Source organism: Actinacidiphila guanduensis, assembly GCF_900103985.1.
Lineage (GTDB): Bacteria > Actinomycetota > Actinomycetes > Streptomycetales > Streptomycetaceae > Actinacidiphila > Actinacidiphila guanduensis.
Window position 1 is genome coordinate 312,925 of record NZ_FNIE01000001.1, and the last position, 24,635, is coordinate 337,559.

General features: G+C 72.1%; 21 protein-coding genes and 1 pseudogene. 11 read left to right on the forward strand and 11 right to left on the reverse strand.

Annotated elements, in window-relative coordinates:
• Positions 1 to 414 precede the first annotated feature (414 nt).
• Positions 415 to 900, forward strand: a complete 486-nt coding sequence (locus BLR33_RS01445) for a hypothetical protein (protein ID WP_093782368.1) — start codon at positions 415 to 417, stop codon at positions 898 to 900.
• Here the strand turns inward: BLR33_RS01445 and BLR33_RS01450 are convergent.
• From BLR33_RS01450 to BLR33_RS01465, 4 genes are all read right to left on the reverse strand, one after another.
• Positions 887 to 3,388 (reverse strand): FUSC family protein, encoded by a 2,502-nt coding sequence (locus BLR33_RS01450; RefSeq protein WP_245771070.1) that lies wholly within the window; start codon positions 3,386 to 3,388, stop codon positions 887 to 889. The two genes, BLR33_RS01445 and BLR33_RS01450, sit on opposite strands and share 14 nt — an antisense overlap.
• Positions 3,389 to 3,526: 138 nt before the next feature.
• Positions 3,527 to 4,399 carry a DMT family transporter gene (locus BLR33_RS01455; protein ID WP_093782709.1) on the reverse strand — a complete coding sequence of 291 codons (873 nt, stop codon included), beginning with the start codon at positions 4,397 to 4,399 and terminating at the stop codon, positions 3,527 to 3,529.
• A 946-nt stretch (positions 4,400 to 5,345) separates the two neighbouring features.
• Entirely contained in the window at positions 5,346 to 5,933 is a 588-nt protein-coding gene (locus BLR33_RS01460) for a hypothetical protein (RefSeq protein WP_143031605.1), read from the reverse strand.
• A gap of 437 nt (positions 5,934 to 6,370) precedes the next feature.
• Entirely contained in the window at positions 6,371 to 7,363 is a 993-nt protein-coding gene (locus tag BLR33_RS01465; RefSeq protein ID WP_093782370.1) for a LysR family transcriptional regulator, read from the reverse strand.
• A gap of 95 nt (positions 7,364 to 7,458) precedes the next feature.
• Here BLR33_RS01465 and BLR33_RS01470 point away from each other — a divergent pair, with 95 nt between their 5' ends.
• The 3 genes from BLR33_RS01470 (at position 7,459) to BLR33_RS37065 (ending at position 9,991) form a co-directional block, all read left to right on the forward strand.
• Complete coding sequence (locus tag BLR33_RS01470) at positions 7,459 to 8,883, forward strand: MFS transporter (protein ID WP_093782371.1); 1,425 nt, start codon at positions 7,459 to 7,461, stop codon at positions 8,881 to 8,883.
• Between the two features lie 101 nt (positions 8,884 to 8,984).
• On the forward strand, positions 8,985 to 9,515 hold the full coding sequence (locus tag BLR33_RS01475) for a GNAT family N-acetyltransferase (protein ID WP_093782710.1): 531 nt from the start codon (positions 8,985 to 8,987) through the stop codon (positions 9,513 to 9,515).
• 302 nt (positions 9,516 to 9,817) lie between these two features.
• Positions 9,818 to 9,991 (forward strand): hypothetical protein, encoded by a 174-nt coding sequence (locus BLR33_RS37065; protein ID WP_245771071.1) that lies wholly within the window; start codon positions 9,818 to 9,820, stop codon positions 9,989 to 9,991.
• A gap of 104 nt (positions 9,992 to 10,095) precedes the next feature.
• Here BLR33_RS37065 and BLR33_RS37070 read toward each other — a convergent pair whose 3' ends face one another.
• Complete coding sequence (locus BLR33_RS37070) at positions 10,096 to 10,587, reverse strand: transposase (RefSeq protein WP_245771072.1); 492 nt, start codon at positions 10,585 to 10,587, stop codon at positions 10,096 to 10,098.
• A 467-nt stretch (positions 10,588 to 11,054) separates the two neighbouring features.
• Here BLR33_RS37070 and BLR33_RS35765 point away from each other — a divergent pair, with 467 nt between their 5' ends.
• Positions 11,055 to 11,903 (forward strand): transposase, encoded by an 849-nt coding sequence (locus BLR33_RS35765; protein WP_245771073.1) that lies wholly within the window; start codon positions 11,055 to 11,057, stop codon positions 11,901 to 11,903.
• Complete coding sequence (locus BLR33_RS35770; RefSeq protein WP_245771074.1) at positions 11,900 to 12,283, forward strand: transposase; 384 nt, start codon at positions 11,900 to 11,902, stop codon at positions 12,281 to 12,283. Before BLR33_RS35765 ends, BLR33_RS35770 begins: the two co-directional genes overlap by 4 nt.
• A 116-nt stretch (positions 12,284 to 12,399) precedes the next feature.
• Here the strand turns inward: BLR33_RS35770 and BLR33_RS01490 are convergent, their stop codons facing one another.
• Positions 12,400 to 12,903, reverse strand: a complete 504-nt coding sequence (locus BLR33_RS01490; protein ID WP_245771075.1) for an NUDIX hydrolase — start codon at positions 12,901 to 12,903, stop codon at positions 12,400 to 12,402.
• A gap of 198 nt (positions 12,904 to 13,101) precedes the next feature.
• Here BLR33_RS01490 and BLR33_RS01495 point away from each other — a divergent pair, with 198 nt between their 5' ends.
• Complete coding sequence (locus BLR33_RS01495) at positions 13,102 to 13,644, forward strand: GNAT family N-acetyltransferase (protein ID WP_093782372.1); 543 nt, start codon at positions 13,102 to 13,104, stop codon at positions 13,642 to 13,644.
• 233 nt (positions 13,645 to 13,877) lie between these two features.
• Positions 13,878 to 15,354: pseudogene (locus tag BLR33_RS01500) on the forward strand (NF041680 family putative transposase).
• A gap of 11 nt (positions 15,355 to 15,365) precedes the next feature.
• Here the strand turns inward: BLR33_RS01500 and BLR33_RS01505 are convergent.
• Both BLR33_RS01505 and fusA read right to left on the reverse strand, forming a co-directional pair.
• Positions 15,366 to 15,788, reverse strand: coding sequence for a hypothetical protein (locus BLR33_RS01505; RefSeq protein WP_093782373.1), 423 nt, complete (start codon positions 15,786 to 15,788; stop codon positions 15,366 to 15,368).
• Between the two features lie 401 nt (positions 15,789 to 16,189).
• Positions 16,190 to 18,304, reverse strand: coding sequence for an elongation factor G (fusA, locus tag BLR33_RS01510; RefSeq protein WP_093782712.1), 2,115 nt, complete (start codon positions 18,302 to 18,304; stop codon positions 16,190 to 16,192).
• A gap of 555 nt (positions 18,305 to 18,859) precedes the next feature.
• Between fusA and BLR33_RS01515 the strand changes: the two genes are divergently transcribed.
• From BLR33_RS01515 to BLR33_RS01525, 3 genes are all read left to right on the forward strand, one after another.
• On the forward strand, positions 18,860 to 19,954 hold the full coding sequence (locus BLR33_RS01515; protein ID WP_093782713.1) for a Dyp-type peroxidase: 1,095 nt from the start codon (positions 18,860 to 18,862) through the stop codon (positions 19,952 to 19,954).
• Positions 19,951 to 20,760, forward strand: coding sequence for a family 1 encapsulin nanocompartment shell protein (locus BLR33_RS01520; RefSeq protein ID WP_093782374.1), 810 nt, complete (start codon positions 19,951 to 19,953; stop codon positions 20,758 to 20,760). The genes BLR33_RS01515 and BLR33_RS01520 overlap by 4 nt, the downstream gene beginning before the upstream one ends.
• Positions 20,761 to 20,922: 162 nt before the next feature.
• Positions 20,923 to 21,783 carry an SAM-dependent methyltransferase gene (locus tag BLR33_RS01525; protein WP_218136602.1) on the forward strand — a complete coding sequence of 287 codons (861 nt, stop codon included), beginning with the start codon at positions 20,923 to 20,925 and terminating at the stop codon, positions 21,781 to 21,783.
• 34 nt (positions 21,784 to 21,817) lie between these two features.
• Here BLR33_RS01525 and BLR33_RS01530 read toward each other — a convergent pair whose 3' ends face one another.
• From BLR33_RS01530 to BLR33_RS01540, 3 genes are all read right to left on the reverse strand, one after another.
• Positions 21,818 to 22,645: a helix-turn-helix domain-containing protein gene (locus BLR33_RS01530; protein ID WP_093782376.1), complete on the reverse strand. Its 828-nt coding sequence runs from the start codon at positions 22,643 to 22,645 to the stop codon at positions 21,818 to 21,820.
• A 190-nt stretch (positions 22,646 to 22,835) separates the two neighbouring features.
• On the reverse strand, positions 22,836 to 23,090 hold the full coding sequence (locus BLR33_RS01535) for a DUF397 domain-containing protein (protein ID WP_093782377.1): 255 nt from the start codon (positions 23,088 to 23,090) through the stop codon (positions 22,836 to 22,838).
• A gap of 258 nt (positions 23,091 to 23,348) precedes the next feature.
• Positions 23,349 to 24,434: a chitinase gene (locus BLR33_RS01540; protein WP_093782378.1), complete on the reverse strand. Its 1,086-nt coding sequence runs from the start codon at positions 24,432 to 24,434 to the stop codon at positions 23,349 to 23,351.
• Positions 24,435 to 24,635 lie beyond the last annotated feature (201 nt).

The window sequence follows — 24,635 nt, forward strand, 5'->3', positions numbered from 1 at the left end:
GCCGTCCGTCCGCTCGTCCCACCGCCTGACCCGAGACCCAGTTGCCCCCGACCCGCGCCCCTCCGCCCATCCCTGCGACCGCGCTACTCGTCCGAACGGCCCGGCCCTCCGTGCCCCCAACCTGTCCAGGCGGCACGCCCCGGATGGCCCATCCGCACCCTCGTCAACATCCGGCACCCGGTGGAGTGCGCGGCCGGGGTTGTTCGCGCGGTTTAACACTGGTGATACACAGTGTTGATGTCATGTGACGGGCGCACGAGTCGGCTGCGGCGGTGCGGGACGTCGGTGCGCCGGAAGGAGGGTGCGCCGATGGACACCGGTGCGGGGGACCCGGCAGGGGTGTCGCCGGAGGGCGCGGCAAGTGGTGGGGCGGATGGCGGGCCCGGCGGGGAGCCGCATGCCGTACGCGCTTACGTGAGCGTCGAGTTGCTGGCCGGGACGGGCGAGGCCGAGCAGCGTGCCGTACCCGATCCGGCCACCGTCCTGGAGCTGTCCGTCGACCTCGCCCGGGCCCGTACGGCGTTACGGGCGACCGCCGGGCCCGCCGAGCCCGGTGGCCGTACCGTGCTGGACGAGCACTTCGTGGTGGGCGCGGACGGCGGGCACGAACCGCGCTGGCTGGACCTCGCGGACGTCCTCTACGCCAGCCGGCCGCGTACGCAGGAGGCCGCTGTCGCCTGGCTGCGCACGATAGCGGCCCGGCACGGGTCCTGCCGGATCGCGGTCGCGCCGCTGCACGGGGGCGGCTCGGCGGTGCTGGACCCCGAGAAGGGCCACGTGGCGGTGCTCCCGGTCGCGGCACCGGGGCGCCAGTGGCTGCTGGCGTCCTGCCTGCTCGGCTGGCTCACCGCCGGCGGCACTCTGCAGGAGCTGTCCGGCGCCCGACTCACCTGCCGCTGACGGCTCGTTCCCCACTGGCCGGCCGCTCGCCGACCGAGCGTGCGGCGTCGGTGGGCACCCCGAGCGGCCGGGCGAGCGCCGTCACGCTCTCGTCCAGCCGCTGGAAGTGCCGCAGCACCCGGAAGGCGACCGACCCCGACCGTGGCCCCTCCCGCGTACCTGAGTCGGCACCGTCCGGGCCAGGGCCCCCGCCCGTACCGGGAAGCGCGGGCTCCGGACCCGGCCGGGGCTCCTCGGACGCACCCGGCTCCGCACCGGACGACGAACCCGTACCAGTACCGGCACCCGCGCCCTCCGGCGTACCCGCGCGGCCGGGCCCGCCCGATGCCCTGCCGGCGGCAGCACCGCCCGGGCCCTCCGTCAGGCCGGAGCCCTCCAGGAGCGAGGCGATGCTCGGGCCCGTACGGATCACCTCGGGGGCCGACTCCTCCTTCAGGTGGCCCACGAGGGCGTCGATGTTGTGGGCCAGACGCGGGCCGAGCGGGGCCAGGCGCGGCTCGGGGGCCACGTTCGCGCTGCTGGGGACGAGTTCGGAGATCGCCGCGAGCGAGCGCGCGTGATAGGCGCAGGTCTCCAGGATCGCCAGGATGTAGCGGGCGTTGCGGCGGCGCATCCGCAGCGGACTCATCGGGTAGGTGAGCGGGTCGGCGGAGCGGCGGAAGGCGTCGAGCGCGGTGTCCAGGTCCCGGGCCATGTCGACCAGGTCGGTGGCCGGGCCGCCGCTGAGCTGGTCCACGGCGGCCAGTGAGACCTCGCGCAGCTTGCCGAGGACGGTCACCAACTGCTCGTCGGTGTGCTCGTCGGTGCGGATCGGCAGCACGAAGACGGCCGCGATGAAGCCGCAGACGGCGCCGAGCGCGGTCTCCTCGATCCGCAGCACCAGCACCGAGAGGCTGTAGGTGTGCAGGAGGGTGTAGAGCAGGCCCAGCATCGCGGTGACGAAGAACGACATCAGGGCGTAGGAGACCGGCGCGGTGAAGAACATCGCGAAGATGAGGACGAGGATCAGCGCGAAGGCGGTCCACGTGTGGTGGCCGACCAGTCCGGCGAGCAGCACACCGGCGATCACGCCGGCGACGGTGCCGATCAGCCGCCGGTAGCCCTTGACGAGGATCTCCGCGGTGGAGGTCGTGTTGAGGAAGACCACCCAGCAGGTGAGCACCGCCCAGTACCAGCGCTGGGAGGACAGGAACTCGCCGCCGACCACGGCGAGCGCGGAGCCCGTGGCGACCTGGAAGGCGGCGCGGGTGGTCCGGCGCTCCAGGCCGGTCCGCGGCGCGGTCGCCTCGGCCCCGCCGACCGCGAGGTCCTCGGCCTCGAACTCCTCACGGGAGCGCACGGTCTCGGGCGTCTCGTCGGATTCGTCGGATTCTTCGCCGGGGCCGTCGAGCGCCAGGCGCAGGCCGAGCAGGGCGCGGGTGGCCTCGCCGATGCCGCGGAAGGCGTCCTGGACGGCGGGGGTGGCCCGCGGCACGTTCGCCTCGTCGCGGTAGCCGAGCAGCCGGTTGCGCAAATTGCGGACCACCGCACCGCGCTCGTCCTGGGAGAGCCGGGCCACCAGCACCTGCAGGGCGCGCATCTCGCGGCGCAGGGCGCGCTCGGCGGCGTCCTCGGTGTCGGGGGCGCGGGTGAAACGGGGCAGTGACGCGTTCGGCAGGTGCAGGGTGAGGGTGTCGGCGCGGCCGGCGCTGCGGGTGGCGAGCAGCAGGACGCCGAGGCGCTCGGTGGCGGTCTCGGCATCGACGATGCGGCGCTCCAGCAGGTCGGCGGCGGCCGGGTCGCGCAGCCCGTCGTCCAGCCGGCCCTGGATCATCAAGGCGGTCTCGTGCAGGCGGGCGGTGTCGCGGCGCAGGTCGGCGACGACGCCCTCGAGCCGGTCGGGCTCGGCCTCCAGCACCGCGCGCTGGGTGGCGACGAGCTGCCCCGCGCGGGCCCGGAACGCCTGCCGCAGCCGGTGCAGGATGCGCTCGGGCGACTCGGGGACGAGGGCGAAGCGGCTGAGCGCGCTGCAGACGAAGGCGAGCACGACGGTCAGCAGGAGCCGCCCGAGCTGTCCGGGGGTGGCGTGGACGAAGAGCGAGAGGAAGTAGACCTGGAAGCTGATCAGGCCGAGGGCGTTGTAGCGGTCGCCGAAGCGGCGTACGTAGGCGGCGGCGAAGATCAGCAGCAGGAAGAAGATGTCGCCCAGGACGACGTGCGGGTTGAGCACCGCGCCCAGGGCGACAGAGGCCAGCGCGATGGGCAGGCCGAGCGCGAGGGTGATCGCCTGGGCGCCGACCTGCCGGTCGCGGATGGCGAAGGTGGACACCATGGCGGCCAGGCCGCCGGCGACGAGCTGGGTGACGGGGGCGCCGATCAGGGCGAGCACCAGCAGGGTGAGCCCGATGGAGCCGACCGTCCGCAGTCCGGCCATCAGGCGCAGCAGTCCGGGGTCGGATGCCGAGTAGCGGTCCCAGAGGTCGGCCAGTGCCCTTTTGGTTCCTGTCATCGCCACTGCGTGTTCCCTCGGCAAGATCGATGCCGCCAGCATGTCATGGCGTGGCCGCGGCCGGTACGCAGGGGGGCGGGTCGCCGCAGGTGGCGCGGCAGGACCCGTACTGCGTCCGTGCCCGCGGGGCGGTGCCGCTCAGTGGTCGCCCGCGGCCAGTTCGCGGGTGAGGGAGACCGCCTGCGAGAGGTAGAAGGTGCCGCCGGCCACGAACGCGACGCCGATCAGCTCGGGCAGCACCCACCAGCCGGTGCGGATGTGCTCGGCGTAGATCGTCAGGCCCAGGGCAAGACTGATGCCGGCGTCGCCGAGGGTGAGGGCGGGCTGGGAGGCCGCGATGGAGCCGGCCTGCAGGGAGTTCTCCAGCAGGAAGACGGCGGTGATGCCGCACACCACGAAGCCGTAGGTCTGCCAGGCGGCGAGGAAGGCGCCGGCGCCGTGGTCGGAGAAGGTGTTGGCGGCCGACTTCATCATGGCGGCGGTCAGCGCGTTGGCGGCCGCGGCGCCCAGGCCGAGCAGGGCGGCGCGGGCGGCTCCCGAGTGGCGGCGCAGGGACATGGCGACGGTGGCCGCGACCAGGCCGCCGACCGCGGCGACGGCCGGCACCCAGCGGGTGAGCGGGGCCTGTACGGTGCCGCCGCCGGGTGCGGCGCTGCCGAGGGCGAGGGCGAGGCCGAGGACCATGCAGCCCACAGCGATCCAGCCGGAAGGCGCCATGGTCCGGTGCAGCACCGGCATGGCGATCAGCAGGGCGAAGGGCAACTCCAGGACGAAGACCGGCTGGGCGAGGGCGAGCGGTCCGGTGACCAGGGCGAGTGCCTGGAAGAGTGCGGCGCCGGCGACCGCGCAGATGCCGAGCAGCCAGACCGACTGGTGCACCATGTCGACCAGGAGCCGCAGTTTCATGGCGTCGTCCGGCGGGACCCGCAGCGCCGCCTTGCGCTGGAGCACGGTCCCGGTCGCGTTGCTGGCCGCACCGCACAGCGCGAAGAACACACACAGCGCCAGCAGGACGGGCCTCCCCACCTCGGTTGGTCCCGGTGGGCCTCCGTGGGCCCCGGCGTCCCGGTGGACCTCCGCACGTCCGGGAAGCCCCCGGAAATCCGACACTACCCGCAGATCGGCGGCGCCGCCGACCGGCCACGGCTCCCCGCCGGGTTCCGCCGGGTCCCGACGAGGACGGGCGGGGGCGGTCGACAGCAGGGCGCCGGGCTGAGCCTTGCGGGGACGGGACGGGACAGGGCGGGGACAGGCGGGGGCCGGGGGCGCGCGAAATTCTCTCGCGGGCGGCGAGCGGTTGACCGGCGCGGGGCCCGAATAGCACACCGGCCGCCCGTACAGGCACAAGATCGGGAATTGCCGTACCGGAATCCGGTATTCGCACGGGGCGCCGATGCGGGCTAGTACGCTTTCGGGTGGGATCGGGCGCTTGCGGGCGTCCTCCTCAAGGCTGCGCCGGGCCCTGGTTTGCCTCCGGATGGCCCGGCGCGGTCCGTAGGAAACCTTTCTTAGCACTCCGCTGCTGCCATGGCCATGGGTGAGCGGCATATGCCCCCCGTTCGGGTGGCTGTCCGGCGATCAACTCGTCGGCGATCTCGTGGAGGTAGCGGCCGAGCGTGGGGGCGTCGACCGCGCGGCTGATCCGTACGACGCCCTGGCGGTCCATTCCGACCAGGAACATCTCCCCCGCGGTCGCCCGGATGCTGCGGTGTTTTCTCGTTTTCCGGCGTACGTGCATTCGAGGGCTCGCTCGCTTTCGCTTCGCGGTGCGGTACGGGTGCGCCACGGGTGGAGTACCGGTGGAGTACGGATGGATTGCGGCTGGACGGAGAAGCAGAGGCGCAAGCAGAAAGGACCCGTTCGCACACGGGTCCGTAAAGCGGGACAAGGTGCCCCGGCGGTCGGCCGGGGCACCTCGAAGCAGGGGTGCTCGCGGGTGGCGGGGTATTCCGCCGGCTCAGCGCGAGGTCATCGGCTGCAGGGTGCCCTGCATGATCAGCCCGCGCTCGATCTGGATCGCCGAGCGGCACAGGGCGCGGTCCTCCACCAGGAAGGTGGGCTCCACGTCGGCACCCTTTCCGGGGCCTTTCACGATCAGCGAGAAACCCACGAACGGATAGACGACGGTGATGTCGCCCGAGGTCGACACGAAGCGCCCGCTGCGGTAGCGGGTGTCGGCGACGAAGCCGATCACCATGGGCTGCACCTCGGGAGAGGGGACGTTCTCGCTGAGCATCGACAGCACGTCCACCGCGGACATGGTGCCGTCCAGCGACTGCTGCGCCGCCGAGCGCAGCCGGCCCAGCAATTGCGCCTGATGCGTGATCGTGGCGGACATCGCCACCCCCGCGGCGAGTTCGCGGCTGGTCACATTGGCGGCGTGGCCGAGCATCTCGACGCGGCGGCGCAGTTCGGCCGACATCTGCGACGCCTCGGCCTGCGTCCCCCGCCAGCGCGCGTCCCATGCGCTGCGCTCGCTCTCGTGCGCCTCGGCGATCCTCTTCGCCGCCGCCTCGGGGTCCTGTTCCCCTTTGATGGCCGTCACGGCCAGTTTGTAGAACGCGTCCGCCCGCGGCCGCGGAAGCCGCTGCGCAGCGTCAGTCGTAGTCATCGGTTTGCCTCCGGATTCTGACTTGGCGCGACGATAGCCCACATTTCATGATCATTGACCGCGTTCGGAAAGAACACCCAATTCGGGAGAGTAAAAAAGCGCGGCATGCGTGTTCGCCGCGTGGACGGCATCGCGTGCGAATTAACGTTTACGCAGGCCGGCGGGCCTCTTTTCGCAAGCGTGCGCGAATACGCGGACGGCGGATCACGGCGCTCGGCGCGCGCCCCCCGATGTCACCAGTGGGACGAATGAGATGCGCCGGTGAGATTGGTGGATAATCCGTCCACCGTGTTCCCCGAGAGCGGCGAAAATTTCCCGAAGAGAGGAAATACGGCCCCTTGCGCGGGCGGCCGTGGGTACTGCGGCCGAGGTCAGCGCGGCAGCAGCCGGCCCTTGCGGCCCAGCAGGAAGCGCTTGAACGCCGCCACCGGCGCGGTGTCCTGCTGGCCGTCGAGCCAGGCGACGCCGATCGCCCGCACCGCGCGGCCCCCCGTCAGGTCGAGTTCGGCGACCCCCGGGCGCGGCACGGCCGGCGGCGGCAGCAGCGCGACGCCCAGCCCCGCGGCGACCAGGCCGCGCAGCGTCTCGGCCTCCTCCCCCTCGAAGGCGATCCGCGGGGTGAAGCCGGCCTCCGCGCACAGGGCGTCGGTGATGCGGCGCAGGCCGTAGCCCGGCTCCAGGGTGACGAAGGGGTCGGCCGCGGCCTCCGCGAGCCGCACCCGGCGGCGCCCGGCCAGCCGGTGCGCGGCCGGCACCACCAGACGCAGCCGCTGCTCGTCCAGCCGCCGCACCACCAGGTCGGGGTCGTCGGGCAGCGGGGAGGTCAGGCACAGGTCGAGTGCGCCCGCGCGCAGCCGCTCCAGCATGGCCTCGCCGTATGTCTGCACGAGCTGGAAGCGGACCCTGGGGTGGTCGGCGCGGAACGCCCGCAGCAGCGCGGGCACCGTCTCGGGGCCGAGGGTGTGCAGGAAGCCGAAGGCGATGCGGCCGCTGCCGGGGTCGGCGTCCAGGCGTACGGACTCCGCCGAGCGCTCCACCTCGGCCAGCGCGCGCTCGGCGGCCTGCTGGAAGGTGCGGCCTGCCCGGGTGAGCCGCAGGGTGCGGCCCTGCCGGGCGAAGAGGGTGACGCCGAGGTCGGCCTCCAGCCGGGCCACCGCCCGGCTCAGCGTGGACTGCGGCACCCCGAGCTGCAGGGCTGCGCGCGTCATGTGCTCGTGCCGGGCCACGGCGGCGAACTGGGCGAGCCGGGGCGCGAGCACCGCCGCCCAGGCGCCCGCGTCGAGCTCGGCGGCGCCTCGGGGCACCGCCTGCGGGCCCTCCGGGGGCAGCAGCGCGGAGAGATCCGTGGGCCGTTCCTCGTCCATGTCCGCCCCTCTTCGTGTAGTGATGCAACAGTGGATCGATCATGCCGCTTTCACGCATTGGACGCATGAAAGCGGCGCGGCCTAGCGTCGCAGACATGCGCCCCGCCTCTTCTCCCCGCCGCCCGGAACCGACACCGCCGCCCGCAGCGACAGCGCCCTCGGGGACGGCGAGCCGGGGGAAGCCGGCGGACAGGGCGGCCACGGCTCGGCAGGCCACGGACGGCTCCCCGCCGGCCGTCCCCGACGCGGCGCGTACGGCGACGGCTCCGCCGGCCGGCGCTCACCCCGACGCGACTGTCCCAGCCACCGCCCGCCCGGCCGCCGCCCCCGCCGACGGGGCCCGCCCCGACACCCGGCTGCGGACCGGGACGCGGGCCTACCGGCGGGCCAACCTCGCGCTCTTCGCCGCGGGCCTGGCCACCTTCGCACTGCTCTACTCCACGCAGGCGCTGCTGCCCGCGCTCTCCTCGGGGCTGCACCTGTCGCCCGCGCAGGCGAGCCTGACCGTCTCGGCGTCCACCGGTGCCCTGGCCGTCGCCCTGCTGCCGGTGAGCGCGCTCAGCGAGAAGTACGGCCGTACGACGGTGATGACCGCGTCGGTCTTCGCCGCCTCCCTGCTCGCCCTCGCCGTGCCCTTCGCCCCCGACCTCGCCGTCCTCGTCGCGCTGCGAGCCGCGCAGGGTGTCGCGCTGGCCGGGCTGCCCGCGACCGCCATGGCCTACCTCGCCGAGGAGGTGCACCCCTCGGCGGTGCCCTCCGCGATCGGCCTGTACGTGGCGGGCAACTCGATCGGCGGTATGAGCAGCCGGGTCGCCGGCGGGGCGCTGGCCCAGGCGTACGGCTGGCGGACCGCCCTGCTCGCGGTCGGCCTGAGCGCTTTGGCCTGCGCGGTCGCCTTCCGCCTGCTGGCGCCGCCCGCTCGGCACTTCGCCCCGGCGCCGGTGCACCCGGCCGCGCTGCGCCGCACCGTCACCGGCCACCTGGGCGACCCGCGGCTGCGCCGCCTGTACGCCCTCGGGATGCTCTTCATGGCGGTCTTCGGCGCCGTCTACACGGTGCTGGGCTACCGCCTGACCGCCGCGCCCTACGGCCTGTCGCAGGCGGCGATCGGCGCCGTCTTCCTGGTCTACCTCGTCGGCACCGGCACCTCCGCGGCCTCCGGGGCGCTCACCGCCCGGGCCGGCCGCCGCGGCGCCTTCGCGGTGGCGCTCGCCCTGTGCGCGGCCGGGCTGCTGCTCACCCTCGCGGGCCCGCTGCCCGCGGTCCTGGCCGGGCTGGTCCTGGTCACCGGGGGCTTCTTCATCGGCCACGCGGTCGCCTCCGGCGCGGTCAGCCGTACGGCCGTCTCGGGCCGCGCCCAGGCGTCCGCCCTGTACCTGACGTCCTATTACATCGGCAACAGCCTCGGCGGCACCCTGGGCGCCGCCGCCTACCACCGCGCCGGCTGGACCGCGACGGCCGCCCTCAGCCTCGCCTTCCTCGCCCTGGCGGTCCCGCCGGCTTTGCGCCGCGCGTCCTGAGCGAGCGTGCCGCGCGGGCGCGCAGGCTCTGGCGGGGCCTCGGATTGTGGTGAAGGTGCAGGTCGGGGCGATTGTCAGTGGGGCGCCCTAGGGTCTTGCGCATGGACGCAGAGAGTGGGGCGGCGGGGGACGTCGCGTTGGTGGGGTGGTCCGAGGGCGACCTCTGGCTGCTGCGGCGGACGAACGCGCCGGAGATGACCGCGCACCTGGGCGGGCCGGAGAGCGAGGAGCAGCTCGCGATACGGCACCGCAGGTACGTGCAGTTGGACGGGACCGGGCGGATGTTCCGCGTGGTGGCCGGCGGGGAGACGGTCGGCTCGATCGGGTACTGGGAGCGCGAGTGGCGCGGGGAGAAGGTGTGGGAGACCGGCTGGGGGGTGTTGCCGGAGTTCCAGGGCCGCGGCCTGGCCACCCGTGCGGCCGTCGCGGTGGCCGCCGAAGCGCGCGCGGCCGGTCGGCACCGCTTCCTGCACGCCTTTCCCCGCGTGGAGAACCCGCCCTCCAACGCGGTGTGCCGCAGGGCCGGTTTCACCCTGCTCGGCCCGGTCGAAATGGAGTACCCGAAGGGCACTTGGATGACCTCGAACGACTGGCGCCTGGACCTGACGGAGCCGATACCCGGCGACCGCTGACGGGTTCCCGGCACGGGGGCCGGTTCACGGGGGCACGGGGAGCCCCGGGGGCGGGACCACCGGTGGGGGGTGGTCCCGCCGCCGGGACAGGGCGAGCGAATCCCTCGCCGACCGTGGGCCGGGGTGAGCTTGTGCGACGGGGCGGACTTCTCCCACAGTCCCCGAAGGTCGGTGACGAGGGGGCGGGCAAGGCGGAGTTGGATGTGGGTGGCGATGATCAGCCAGGTCCCGCGGCCGGCGGCTGCGGAGTCGCGCAGGCGGGGCCGGATCCAGCCGAGGGTCTGCGTGGGCATGCAGAAGGTGTGCTCGATGTCGATGCGCCGCAGGAACGCCTGCCAGCAGCGGTCGATGTCGGCTTCGGCGGCGCCGGTGCCGACCACCACAGCCAGACCGGCTTGTTGACCCTGTCAGACGGCAGGTACTCGACGTCCAGGCGGATGACGGTCTCCTCGAAGACCGGCAGCGGGCCGTCGTAGTCGAGCCATGCGGCCAGCTGGGTCAACCTGGGATGCAGCCGGTCCCAGGCCCGCGCGGTGGCCTTGCCGTAGGGCCGGGTGTCGGCGACCGTGACGGCCTGCTCCTATCCCCAGGCGGCGGGGTCACCGAAGACGAACGCCCCGCCGTGCTTCGGCGGACGGCCACCCTTGGGGTCGTAGATCCGCGGCGGGGTTGCCCGGCGCACCACCCGGTACGAGCGCAGGCGCCCGAGGACCTGGACCGGCAGACCGTACAGCAGGTGAGCGGTCGGCGGGGCGTCGTAGCCGGCGTCGAGCACGATCAGGATCTCCGGATCGCCCTCGGCCCGCCGGCCCGCGCCGATGAGCCGTTCGATGATCTCGCGAACCTGGGCAGTGGTGGCGGCCGTATCGGCGGAAGGAGTGAGCCGGACCGCGTCCAAGAGCGCGGACCAGGAGGTGCGGCCACTTTCCAGGTCGACAACGACCGAGTACGGCCGGCCGGGCATCATCTGGTGCTTGGCGTTGGCGCGGCCGTAGGTGGGGCAGAACGAGCGGTCCGGCATGGTCCCGGCGTCCAGCCGCAACCACGACGAGACGTCCACAGCCAGGACCACCCGACCACCGGCCGCCCGCGGGAGCTTCAAGAAGCCGACGAGACCCAACTCCCCTTCTGCGCAGCGACGTTAAACAACAGTGCCTGACGCTGTTGGCGATCTTGGTTTCCGTGGCTCTCGATCATGATGAAGGCGCCGGGCGAGCGGTCCGTTTCCGCTGTTCAGCGGGATAGCGCATCGGCTGGCGGTTCGACGGAGAACGTGGCGGCGGCTTGGTGACCATTGGGCGAACGCATCGTTCGTGCTCTCTGGTGTTGGAGTTGCTGTCGTGACTGGCGGGTCGAGGACGTTCACCCGCTCGTGGTAGCCGCTCCAGGAACTGCGGTCTTCGTGATCCGGGCGGGTGGGACGGTTGGCGCCCGCGATTTCGGAGGTCCGAGATGTGTGTCCGCTCCCGTACCGGCTGCGTGGTTCCGGAACTGACCGTTCGGGTGGCGCGGGCGTGCAACCCGCAGGGCACCACGGCCATGGCCATCCGTGACCACCTCAACGGCCTGTGGAGCGATGAGGACTTCGAGGAGTGGTACCCGCGGGACGGCAGGCCGGGCCTGTCACCTGCCCAGTTGGCCACCGTGTCGGTCCTGCAGTTCCTGCTGGAGCTGTCGGACCGGCAGGCGGCTGAGTCCGTGCGCAACCGCATTGACTTCAAGTACGCCCTCGCCATGGATCTGGAGGACCCCGGCTTCCACCACGGCGTGCTGGCCGACTTCCGCGACGGCGAGCAGCTCCAGGCCCTGCGGCAGATCTTCGTGCAGAACTACCACCTTGACGCCGACGACCGCCCGAAGTGGCGCGAGCCCGAGGACGCCGGCCTGCCGCACTCGGCCATCGCCATCGTCTCGCCCTACGACATCAGCGCCCGCTACGCACGCCGCGGCGAGACCCGCTGGAAGGGCTGCCTCGCGCACGTCACCGAGACCTGCGACCAGGACAGCCCCAACGTGATCACCGACGTCACGACCACCAAGGCCCCCGTCCACGACACCAACGCCCTGCCCGGCATCCTGACCAACCTGGAGGATCGGAACCTGCTGTCGAAGGAGCACTTCGTCGACGGCGGCTACCTCTCGGTCGCGCTCAAGCAGCAGGTCGCCCGCGAGCACGGCGTCGGCCTGGTCGGACCGATCCTGGCCAGAAGCACCCGCCAGTCCCGCAAGGGCACCGTCTTCCACCGCGAAGCGTTCACCATCGACTGGGACGCCCAGCAGGTCACCTGCCCCAGGGCAAGGTCAGCCGCCGGTGGTCGACACCGCCCTCGCTCGCCCCCTACGTCAACGCCGAGTTCTCCCCGGACGACTGCCGCCAGTGTCCCGTGAAGGCTTCCTGCAGCCGCACTGACGCCCGGAAGGTCTCCTTCCTGCCTCGCGATCTTCATGCCATCCAGTCCGAGTCGCGGGCCGAGCAGCAGACCCAGGAGTGGCTCTCGCGCTACACGGTGCGGGCCGCCCTCGAGAGCACTGTCAGCGAGTTCGTCAACGGCCACGGCATGCGCCAGTGCCGCTACCGCAGCCAGGACAAGGCCCACGTCCAGCACATCCTGACCGCCATCGCGGTCAACCTCGAACGCATCGACGTCCACCTGCCACCGACACCCGCTCGCCGGCCCCGGAACCCCACCGCACTCCAGGGCTTCCTCGACTGGCAGCACATCCCCCGGCCCCGGTCCTGGCGCGCCGCAACCCACCCCGCAAGATGACATGATCGTTCTCAAGACGGCGACCGCCGTCTTGCCCCGGACCCCGCCGAAGCCAGGCTCCAAGCCCAACGACCACCCGCCAGGTTGCGACTTTCCAGGCCATCGAGTCGGCCACTTCAGCCCGGGTGAGGCGATCTGCTGGGCAAGCGCGTGAGCTCGGCAAGATAGGCGTCCAGGCACTGAACATACCCTGGCAATGTTTCGAGAAGATCCCACCAGTGAATGCCTGCGGTCTCCTCGTTGGCCTCAAAGTCGCGAACTCCAGCAGAGTGACCTGCGAACACGGCCAGATACTCGACTCGCTGGTCGGGCGCCAGTACGAACTTCGCATAGCCGACGAACCACAACGGTCCCTCGGGCTCTTGCCCGCTCTCCTCCGACAGTTCACGCAGAGCCGCCTGACGAGGCGATTCACCTTGCTCGATGCGCCCGCCAGGAAGTTCCCAGGACTGACGGTACCGATCGAAGACCATGAGGACCCGGCCAGCACGCCAGAGGGCGACGAGCGCCGCCGGCAGTGGCGCGTCTCCCGGTGGCGTTGCCTCGTCTTCCCATGTGAACGCGAGCAAGGCGTTGCCACGGTCATCGGTTAATAGCGGTCTGTCCTCGGATCTATCCACGTTCGGACTCTTCCCAGCCCACTGCCTCCGAAAGCCCGCCGCTTGAAGGCGCTGCTGCTCTGCCCTTGTGCGAATCCTGGGCTGGTCACCCGAATTCCAAGATCCCCAACAGCGTCAACAGTGCCTGCTTTTGATCCCGAGGTCTTGTTCGTGCCCTTCCTGTGTCAGCAGGGAGGAGGTGCGATCTAAGATCGACTCATGGTGCGTTCTACTCCGATCAGGCCGCTGCCTGTGCCGCTCCCGGATGGAGTTATCGTTTTGCGCCTCCGGCGTGTATCTGATCTGGGCGCCATCGCGGCAGCGAGCTACGACCCCGAAACTCGTCGTTGGCTCGACGACGCACCGATGGACGAAGCGGCTCGCAATACGAGCATGGCCCGCGTCGAGGAAGCATGGCGGAGTGGACAAGCAGCTCCGCTAGTGATCGCAGACGCGGAAACAGACGAGCCCGTAGGGATCATTAATCTGCAATTCCGGGATGATGATGTTGCGACCATTGCGTACAGCGTCTTCCCTGCCAGCCGCGGCCGTGGCATCGCGCCGCGGGCCGTCCGGCTGCTGACGGGATGGGCCTTGGGTGATCTTGGATTGACCCGACTCCTACTTGAGGCGGATGAGGCCAACGCCGCATCACTGAGGGTGGCCGAGAAGTGCCAGTTTCAGCGGATCAGCAGCCGTACCAAGGCGAACGCAGCAGGTGTTCAACACACGACCATTGTCTTCGCTCGCGGCCGGTCGTGAGCATTTCTGCAGTTCAGGTTGCTCCCGTGGGCGTGGTCGTGGGCGAGGAGGTGGTGCAGCAGCCATCTGAAGGTCCGCTCCACGACCCACCGTCGCGGGATGACTTTTAACGACTGCGTCAGTTCGGCGAGTTGAGAGCCTGCAGACCAGCGAGGGCCGGGACGAGCGTGGTGCGGTCCTGGTGTGATCACGCGCGTTGTCGAGACGCTGTTGATCATTCCAAGGCCCCGAGGGTGAGTCTGCTGCACGCTGTTGTCCGGGTCGAGTCCCTGGCCGTGTCGTCCCGGTTCCGAACCGACTTCTACGACTGCCTGACCGCCCGCGCCGAGGCGCTGTTCGAGCTGACCGACGCGGTGCTGTGCACCGACGGACAGGTGCGGTCGCTTGTCGGCCTCGCCCTGGCGCCCGAGCACCGCCGGGGTCACGGTTCCCTCTACGCCGGCCTGAACCGCGGCGGGCTCGATGTCGCCCGGCTGCGGCGGGCGCTGGCCGGGGTGCCCCTGCCCCGGGCGGCCGGTGGTCGGGTGGTCCTGGCTGTGGACGTCTCGTCGTGGTTGCGGCTGGACGCCGGGACCGTGCCAGACCGCTCGTTCTGCCCCACCTACGGCCGCGCCAACGCCAAGCACCAGATGATGCCCGGCCGGCCGTACTCGGTCGTTGTCGACCTGGAAAGTGGCCGCACCTCCTGGTCCGCGTTCCCGGACGCGGTCCGCCTCGCCCCCCCGGCACCGACCTGGCCGCGGTCACCGCGGGCCAGGTCCGCGAGGTGGTCGAACGGCTCGCTGCGGCGGGCAGCGGGCCGAAGGCGACGCGGACATCCTGATCGTGCTGGACGCCGGACACGACGCCCCGCGCATCGCCTACCTGCTGTCCGGACTGCCGGTCGAGATTCTGGGCAGGACCCGGTCGGACGGGGCGATGCGCCGCCCGGCACCCTCTCGGGAAGAGTTCTTCCGGGCCCATCCGAGGGACGGCCGCCCGCCGAAGCACGGCGCGGCGTTCGTCTTCTGTGACCCCGCCGCCTGGGGATAGGAGCAGGCCGTCACGGTCACCGACACCCGGCCCTACGGCAAGGCCACCGCGCGGGCCTGGGACCGGCTGGCCCCGAGGCTGACCCGCCGGGCCGCATGGCTCGACTACGACGGCCCGCCGCCGGTCTTCGAGGAGACCGTCGTCCGCCTGGACGTCGAGTACCTGCCGTCTGACGGGGTCAACAAGCCGGTCTGGCTGTGGTGGTCGCGCACCGGCGCCACCCCGGCCGACGTCGACCGCTGCTGGCAGGCATTCCTCCGAAGATTCGACATCGAGCACACCTTCCGCATGCCCACGCAGACCCTCGGCTGGATCCGGCCCCGCCTGCGCGACTCCGCAGCCGCCGACCGCTGAACCTGGCTGATCATCGCCCCCCACACCCAACTCCGCCTCGCCCGCCCCCTCGCCACCGACCTACGCCGGCCATGGAAGAAACCGGTGCCACCGCCCAAGCTCGGCCCGACCCGGGTCCGGCGCGGGTTTCGGCACCTCCGCATGACGACAGGTTCTCCGGCCAGTGCATCGAAACCCACCACACCCGACCCCGGACGCCCTCCGGGCTCGAAGAACCGGCGAGCCGCAATCCGCCACGACGTGAGACAAGTCCTCACTACCTGCGAGGCATGCCAGCGACCAGCCCACCATAAGACCGGCACCAAACCTCGGCGCATACAGTGACGGGCGGCCGTTCATGGCGCTGGCGCTCGCTCGCCCAGTACACGATCGCGATATGCGCGCCAGGCGTCCAAGGCGGACCGGGCCGAGTCAGCGGTGAGGAAGTCTCCCGAACCGGTCTCGAAGGCTCGCGCCTTCAGGGCATCCGCGACCGCGAGAGCCGCAGGGGCTGCTGCTTCGCTGTCGCCATGAACGAACAGGCTCACCCCGGTGACCGGCGAGTCGTCAGCTTCACTGACCGGCATGCTGATCGAGAAGCCCGGCCCTTCGTAGTCGACCCACCCGTCCGGTGAGAACCCGACGCCTGGCAGCACCTTCGAAAGGACACCGCGAACATCCCGGCCCGTGCCCAGACTCGCCGGACCCCAGTCGTCGGGGATCTCGTCGATGGCACCAGCCTCGGGTGGAAACTGCATGATGAAGACGTCCCAGCTCACCCGCTCAAGCTACGCGTCAGCACGGACACTCAACCCGTCGCCCAACCGGCCACCTGGCTAAAAACAAGCTCACGGCTGCGCCCCACCGGCCGGCACGCCGGCGCTGCCCGGCGGTTCGGCCTCCCGCCCGGCTGGCCGCGCGCCTGCGCGGAACACGGGGCCGGCCCTGCCGCACGGCCTTGCGGCTCGGTCCGGCTGCCCGGCCTCGCCGTACGGCAGTGCGCGGCCCCGATCGCGCTCCGACCTCGCGGCTGGGCTTCGCTCAGCCCCGCTCCCAACTAACCGGGCAAACAGGCGCGGCTTCCTCGCCGCGGGGCCCGAGCATGTTGTCCAGCCCCTGTCCGGCGGCGGGGCTCGGCCGTACTCAGTGCCGGGCCTCGCCGCCGGAGGGCGCCCTCGGGCTACGCGGGCGTGGGGGCCTGGGCGTAGCCGGCGGGGCGGGTGGTGAAGGTGCCGCGGCCCTGGGTGCGGCTGCGCAGGCGGGTCGCGTAGCCGAACAGTTCGGCGAGCGGGACCGTGGCCGTCACGGCGGTGCTGCCCGACCTGGCGGTCGAGCCCGTGACGCGGCCGCGGCGGGAGGCGAGGTCGCCGAGGACACCGCCGATCGCCTCGTCCGGCGCCGTGGCGGTGACCTCGACCACCGGCTCGAGCAGCACCATCGCGCTCGCCCGCAGCGCCTCGCGCAGGGCAAGGCGCCCGGCGGTGCGGAACGCCGTCTCCGAGGAGTCCTTGGCGTGCGTCGCCCCGTCGGTGAGCACGACGTGCAGCCCGGTGACGGGGTGGCCGCCGAGCGGTCCCGCCGCGAGCGCGTCCCGGCAGCCGGCCTCGACCGCCCGCACGTACTCCTGCGGCACCCGCCCGCCAACCACGGTGGACTCGAAGACGAGGTCGACCAGGCCGCCCTCGCCGTCCACGGCCGCGCCCGGGACGTCGGCCAGCGGCCGCACATCGAGCACGACGTGGGCGAACTGCCCGGCGCCGCCGTCCTGTTTGACGTGCCGGTACACCAGGCCGGTCACCCCGCGTACGGCGGTCTCCCGGTAGGCGACCTGCGGGCGGCCCGCCGCGACCTCCAGCCCGTGGTCGCGGCGGACCTTCTCCACCGCGACCTCCAGGTGGAGCTCGCCCATGCCGGACAGCACCGTCTGGCCGGTCTCGGCGTCGGTCCGCACCACCAGGGAGGGGTCCTCGTCGGCGAGCCGGGCCAGCGCCGCGACCAGCTTGTCGGTGTCGGTGTTCCGCCGGGCCTCGACCGCCACGGAGACCACCGGGTCGGCGGCCACCGGCGGTTCGAGCACCAGCGGAGCGTGCGGCGCGCAGAGCGTGGCGCCCGCGCGGGCACCCTTGATGCCCACCAGGGCGACGATGTCGCCGGCCGCGGCCTGCGGCACCTCGATGTGCCGGTCGGCCTGCACCCGCAGGATGCGGGCCACCCGCTCGGTACGGCCGCGGCCGGTATCCAGCACGGTGTCCCCCTTCCGGAGTGTTCCCGAGTAGATGCGGACGAAGGTCAGGCGGCCGGTCGCGGTGGCGGTCACCTTGAAGGCGAGGGCGGCAAGGGGCGCCGCGGGGTCGGCCGGCCGCTCCTGCTGCGCGCCGTCGAAGGTGCCGCGCACGGGCGGCACGTCACCGGGCGAGGGCAGGTAGGCGACCACGGCGTCCAGCAGCGGTTCGACCCCGCGGTTGCGGTAGGCCGAGCCGCACAGCACCACCACGCCGTCACCGCTGCGGGTGAGGTCGCGCAGCGCTGCGGTCAAGGTGCCGGCGGCCAGCCGCCCCTGGGTGCAGAACTCCTCGAACGCGCCCGGGTGCAGCTCGGCCACCGCCTCCTCCAGCAGCCGGCGCCGCCGTCCGGCTTCCTCCGCCAACTCCGGCGGCACCGGCCGCTGTTCGGCCTCCCCCGCGCCCTCCGCGCCGGACCACACCAGGGCGCGCATCGCGACCAGGTCGACCACACCGGTGAAGCCTTCCTCGTGCCCGATCGGCAGCTGGACGACGAGCGGCGCCGGATGCAGCCGCGCACGGATCGAGGCGACCGCGGCGTCGAGGTCGGCGCCCGCCCGGTCCAGCTTGTTGACGAAGGCGATCCGCGGCACACCGTGCCGGTCCGCCTGCCGCCACACCGACTCGCTCTGCGGTTCCACGCCCGCGACGGCGTCGAAGACGGCGACGGCCCCGTCGAGCACCCGCAGCGAGCGCTCGACCTCGTCGGCGAAGTCGATGTGGCCTGGGGTGTCGATCAGGTTGAGCCGGTGGCCCTGCCAGTCGCAGCCGACCGCGGCGGCGAAGATGGTGATGCCGCGGTCGCGCTCCTGGGGGTCGAAGTCGGTGACGGTGGTGCCGTCGTGCACCTCGCCGCGCTTGTGGGTGGCACCGGCGGCGTAGAGGATCCGCTCGGTGAGGGTGGTCTTGCCGGCGTCCACGTGCGCGAGGATGCCGAGGTTGCGGACAGTGCCGAGGGTGCCGGCGGCGCCTCTCGCGGTACGGGCGGGTGTGGTGAAAGGGGTGGTGGGCAGGTCGCTGCGCACGGCCGTGGCCTTTCGGTACGGGCGGGTTCAGGGCAGCGCGATCGGCGGGACGTGGCGTACGGGCGCCCGGCACCCCTCGGACGACGCCGGGCGCGCCCGGTGCGGGACCGGGCGGTCGGGTCGTACGGGAGGAGAGCCGGGCCCGGTCGGGGCAGCAGGGCTCACCGGGAATCGGTGGGCGGCGCCGAGCACACGTCTCGCGGCTCCGGGGACGGCCGCGCAGCCGTCACCGGGAGGGCGAAGACACCAGGATCACCTCGTGCCGCGACGGGGGGACAACGGCGGCGGTACTGCGTCGCACGGCACGGCTCCCCTCAACTGGTCACGGCATGGGCCCCGTTGGGCCCGGGGCAGGTGATGCGTACGCGAGTGTAGCCAGCTCTCGGTCCCGCGCGCCTTCTTTTTCCCGACCGCCGGGCACTCCGGACGTCCGCCGCGGCACACCCCCCACCTGCCCGGACACACCGCCCCGCTTCGCAGTAAGGTCCCAGGTGATTCACCGTGATCGCCGGCCGCGAGGCCGCCAAGCACCGGGAGTACGCCGTGGCCACCGAGCCCCAGCACACCGTCGGCCCCGAGCCGCAGGCCGTGCTCGAACCGCTGACCGGCGCCGCGATCTTCCTCGTCCTCACCGTCGACGAGGGCGGCGAGGACGAGGTCCGCGACCTGCTCACCGACCTGCCGGGCCTGGTGCGCGCCTACGGCTTCGGCGCCCCCGACGCCCGGCTCAGCTGCATCGCCGGCATCGGCGCCGAGGTGTGGGGGCGCCTCTTCGACGCCCCCCTCCCCCTGCAACTGCACCCCTTCCAGCCCCTCCAAGGGCCGCGCCACCGCGCCCCCGCCACCCCCGGCGACCTCCTCTTCCACATCCGCGCCGCCCGCCACGACCTGTGCTTCGCGCTGGCCGGCGAGATCATGGGCCGGCTGCGCGGCGCGGTGACCGTCCAGGACGAGGTGCAGGGCTTCAAGTACCTCGACGTGCGCGACCTGCTGGGCTTCGTGGACGGCACCGAGAACCCGGTGGGCCCCGACGCCCGGGACGCGGTGGTGATCGGCGAGGAGGACCCGGAGCACGCGGGCGGCTCCTATGTGATCGTGCAGAAGTACCTGCACGACCTGGACGCCTGGAACGCGCTGCCCGTCGAGGCGCAGGAGCGGATCATCGGCCGCACCAAGGCGACCAACATCGAGCTCGACCAGGACGACTCGCACGTCGCGCTGAACACCGTCACGGGGCCGGACGGCGAGGAGCGCGACATCCTCCGCGACAACATGCCCTTCGGCAGCCCCGGCCGCGGCGAGTTCGGCACGTACTTCATCGGGTACGCGCGCACCCCGGAGGTGACCGAGCAGATGCTGCGGAACATGTTCCTGGGCACCGCGGCCGCCTCGCACGACCGCATCCTCGACTTCTCCACGGCGGTGACGGGCACGCTCTTCTACGCGCCCCCCGCCGGCTTCCTCGACGACCTGCCGCCGGCGCCCGGCGCGCCGGGTGCCGCCGAGGTCCCCGCACCCGCGGCGGCGGTCCCGGCCGCCGCCGTCCCCGACCGGTCCCCCGCCGGTGCCGCGGCCGTCCCCGTCCGGGCGGACGGCAGCCTCGGCATCGGCAACCTGAACAGGAGCACGCCCTCGTGAACAACCTGCACCGCGAACTGGCTCCGATCTCCGACGCCGCGTGGGCGGACCTGGAGGCCGAGGCCCGGCGCACCTTCAAGCGCAATGTGGCGGCCCGCCGCATCGTGGACGTGCCCGAGCCGGCCGGCTCCGAGCTGTCCGCCGTGGCCACCGGCCACCTGGCCGAGGCCGCCCCGCCGGCGGCCGGCGTGATCGCCCGCACCCGGGTCTCGCAGCCCGTGGTGGAGCTGCGGGTGCCCTTCACCGTCGACCGCGCCCAGGTGGACGACGTGGAGCGGGGCGCGAAGGACGCCGACTGGCAGCCGGTCAAGGATGCCGCCCGGCAGCTGGCGTACGCGGAGGACCGGGCGGTCTTCGAGGGCTACCCGGCGGCCGGCATCACCGGTATCCGGGCCTCCTCCTCCAACCCGGAGCTGACGCTGCCGGCCGACGTGCGCGACTACCCGGACGCCATCAGCCACGCGGTGACCGCGCTGCGCCTGGCGGGTGTGGACGGGGCGTACACGCTGGCGCTGAGCGCGGACGCGTACACGGCGGTCAGCGAGACCTCCGACCACGGCTACCCGATCCACCAGCACCTGGCGCGGCTGCTGGACGGCGACATCGTGTGGGCGCCGGCGATCGACGGGGCTTTCCTGCTGGCCACCCGCGGCGGCGACTTCGAGCTGGTGCTGGGCCAGGACGTGTCGATCGGCTACCTCGGGCACACGGCCACCACCATCGACCTGTACTTCCAGGAGACGCTCACCTTCCTGGTGCACACCTCCGAGGCGAGTGTCGCCCTCAAGCCCGCCGCCGGGGCGTGACCCGGCCGTGACGGGCGCGTGACCGGCGCGGGCGCCGGGCCGGCCGGGCGCCCCGCACGCCCCAAATCAGGGGTGGCGCGCGGGCGCCCGGCCGGATAAGACAGTGTGTCGCGGGGTAACCACTGAGCACAGCGTGAGGGATGGGGGGCCGGTATGGACCGGATGGACGAGCGGGAGACGGCCGGGAGCGAGGCGGCCGAACCGCTGGACGAGCCGGCGGCCGGTGCGGACCGGTTACGTCAGGACCGCCCGCACAGCGCCCGGATGTACGACTACTACCTGGGCGGCAAGACCAACTACGCGGTGGACCGGGCAGCGGCCGAGGCCGTGATCCGGCAGTTCCCCGCGATCCGCACCACTGCCCGGGTGAACCGGGCCTTCGTGCACCGCTCGGCGCGCTTCCTGGCCCGTGAGCGCGGCATCACCCAGTTCCTGGACATCGGCACCGGCATCCCCACCGCGCCGAACCTGCACGAGGTCGTGCAGCGCGAGGTGCCGCAGGCACGTGTCGCCTACGCGGACAACGACCCGATCGTGCTGGTCTACGCCGACAGCCTGCTGGGCAGTTCCCCGGAGGGCCGCACCGACTACGTCGAGGCCGACGTGAGCGAGCCCGATGCGCTGATGGCCGCGGTGGAGGCCACCGGCTGCCTGGACTTCAAGCGGCCGGTGGGCCTGAGCATGAACGCGCTGCTGCACTTCCTGCCCGACGACCGCGACCCCTACGGCGTGGTGGCCGCGCTCACCGACCGGCTGGCGCCGGGTTCCTACCTGTCGCTGTCGCACTGCACACCGGACTTCGCGCCTGAGGTGTGGGCGCAGATCGTGGACATCTACGTCAAGGGCGGCACGCCGACGCAGGTGCGCACCCGTGAGGAGGTCGTGCGCTTCTTCGACGGGCTGGTCCTGGAGGAGCCGGGGGTGGTGGTGGCCCACCAGTGGCGGCCGGAGCCGGCCAGCGGCCCGAGCCTGGTCACGGACGCCGAGGTGTCCCTGTACGCGGGGGTGGCCCGCAAGGAGTAGCGGCAGTGCCGGGCCGGCCGCCGGGGCGGCCGGCTCATCGCAGCTTCTTCAGGTGGTCGTGCATGCGCCGCACGGTGGCGTGGTGGCCGAGGGAGGCGAACAGCAGCCGGTCGAAGCCCTTGACGTGCTCGTCCACCTCGGACTCGTCGTGCAGGTAGAGGCCGCCGTTGGGGCGCTCTATGTAGACGATGTCGGGCAACCGGCCGTCCTCGAAGTCGAAGATGGTCGTGGTGCCGATCTGCACGGGCAGGTTCAGCCGGGTCAGTTCGACCAGGCTGAAACCGATGTCGGGGTGGTCGGCCAGGGCTATCAGGTGCTCCAGCTGGCGGCGCATGGTCTGCCGGGAGCCGTAGCCGCGCACGAGGGTGACCTCGTCCAGCACGCAGAGCAGCTTCTTGCCCGGCGACTCGCGCAGCCGCTGCTGGCGCATGGCCCGCAGTTCCACGATCCGGTCGATGCCCTGCTGGTCCTTCTCCGGGGTGTTGGCCCGGATGAGGGCCCGGGTGTAGTCGGGGGTCTGCACCAGGCCCGGGAGTTGGCCGATTTCGTAGGACCGGATCCGCTGGGCCATGTCCTCCAGGCTGACCAGCGTCTGCAGGGTCTTGGTGGAGACATCGCTCCAGGCGTCCCACCAGCCGCGCTCGTTGGCCTTGCGGGCCAGTTCCAGCAGCCGCTCGCGCTCGGCGGGGTCGTTCACGCCGTAGATGCCGAACAGCCGCTGCAGGTCGGATTCCTTGAAGTCGTGCCGGCCGTTCTCCATCCGGCTGACCTTCGAGGCCGACTGGCCGATCCGGCGGCCCACGTCCTCGGCGGTCAGGCCCTGCGCCTCGCGGCGCTGCCGGAGCGTCTCGCCGAAGATCATGCGCTGTGCGGTCGGCGGACGTCCGGAGAGGTCATGCACGTTACGGGCCCCACGCTGGCTGCGTGACGGTTGAGCTGGCACGGAGGTTCTCCTTCACCGGGGGGTGGTCACGGCCCCCGTCCATGGCTCACCTATCGTGCCGCAGCCGTCACGCAGCGGAGGTTGCTCCCGGACATCTGGCCGGAACTCGTCACTCGGCGGCGAAGTCGCCCCGTGCGATGCCGGCGATGAACGCCTCGGCCTCCCCGCGAGTGAAGACCAGAACAGGTCCCTGACGGTCCTTCGAGTCCCGGAAACCGACCGAATTCCGGTCGAGTTCGGCTATTTCGACGCAGTTGCTCTGGTGGTTGCTGTGCGAGCTTTTGCGCCACCTCGGCTCGGCTCCGGCCGCGTCCGCGCCGTGCGGAACGGCGAGATGCGCGGTGTCGTACGGTATGTCGCCCATACCTTTCCCTCTCTTGTGCCCTCGTGTCCCAGAAGGACTACCGGTGTTCGGACTCCCGCCATGTGCAATTGCACCTTCGCGGGACCCTCCTAATCATCGCCACCTCGCACGGGTTTCATGCGCCCCTTTCATGCACACGCGCCCCAAGGCACCGGATCGGGCCATTCCGGATGCGGCGTGAAACCGGGGCGGGAAAAGCTCCGGCCGCCGCCCCGGGTGGGGCGGCGGCCGGAGGCGGGAAGGAACCGGAGCGGGGGCTCAGCGGTGCTGGAGGGACTTCACGTTGTCGCCGAAGGTCCAGCCCTTCGAGCCGTCCCAGTTGAGGGACCAGGTCATCAGGCCCTTCAGGGCGCCGCCGTAGGAGTTCCACGCCTGGGAGACGAGGTTCGGCGCCATGTAGCCGCCGCCGGCGCCGGGTTGGGCCGGCAGGCCGGGGACCTGCTTGTCGTAGGGGACCTTGATGGTGGCGCCCTGGACGGTCAGGCCGTTGTTGAGGCAGGTGGTCTGAGCGGTGAAGCCCGCCACCGTGCCGGCCTCGTAGGAGTCACCGGAGCAGCCGTACATCGACCCGTTGTAGTACTGCATGTTCAGCCACCACAGGCGGCCGTTGTCGGCGTACTTCTTGATGATCGGCAGGTAGGCGCCCCAGATGGAGCCGTAGGTGATGCTGCCGCCGGTGACGTAGGCGGTCTCGGGGGCCATGGTGAGGCCGAAGCCGGCGGGCATCTGGGCGAGGATGCCGTCGATGATGCGCTCGAGGTTGGCCTGGGAGGTGGACAGGGTGCCGATGCTGCCGCTGCCGACCAGGCCGGTCTCGATGTCGATGTCGATGCCGTCGAAGTTGTTCGCCTTCAGGATCGGCACGATGGTGGACACGAAGCGGTCGGCGACGGCGCTGGAGCTGAGGTCGATGCCGGCGGTGGCGCCGCCGATCGACATCAGGACGGTCGCGCCGGCCGCCTTGGCCTGGCACATCTCGGCGGGGGTGGGCACCTTGACGCCGGTGTCCATGCCGTCCTGCCACTCGGCGGTGCCGTCGGAGAGGATCACCGGGAAGGCGGCGTTGATGACGTTGTAGCCGTGCTGGGCGATGCGGCTGTCGGTGATCGGTATCCAGCCGAGGCCGGGGTGGACGCCGTTGGCGGCTCCGTCCCAGTTCTCCCAGTAGCCCTGCAGGACCTTGCCGGACGGGCGGGGCTTGGTGGCGCAGGTGGTGGCGGCGGGCGCGGCCGACCCGACCGACACGGCCGCGTGGGCGGGGAGTTGGGCGGGCAGTTGCGCGAGGGCGGCCAGGGCCAGGCCCGCTCCGAGCAGCCGCAGCCGCCGGCCGATCGCTGTTCTCATGGCTGTGCTCCCTTCTCGCCGTGGGCCGCGGGCCACCGAGCCGGTGGGGGGTGGCCGTGACGGCCCGGCTCCGGGTGAGGTGGAGGGTGCTTCGGTTTCCGGTGGACTTCCGTGCGGTAGGGCGTCACCTGCTGCGGGTTTCACGCAGGGTGATGGAGCGGAGCGTAAAGTGGTCTCGACCACTCGTCAATAGGTCTGGAC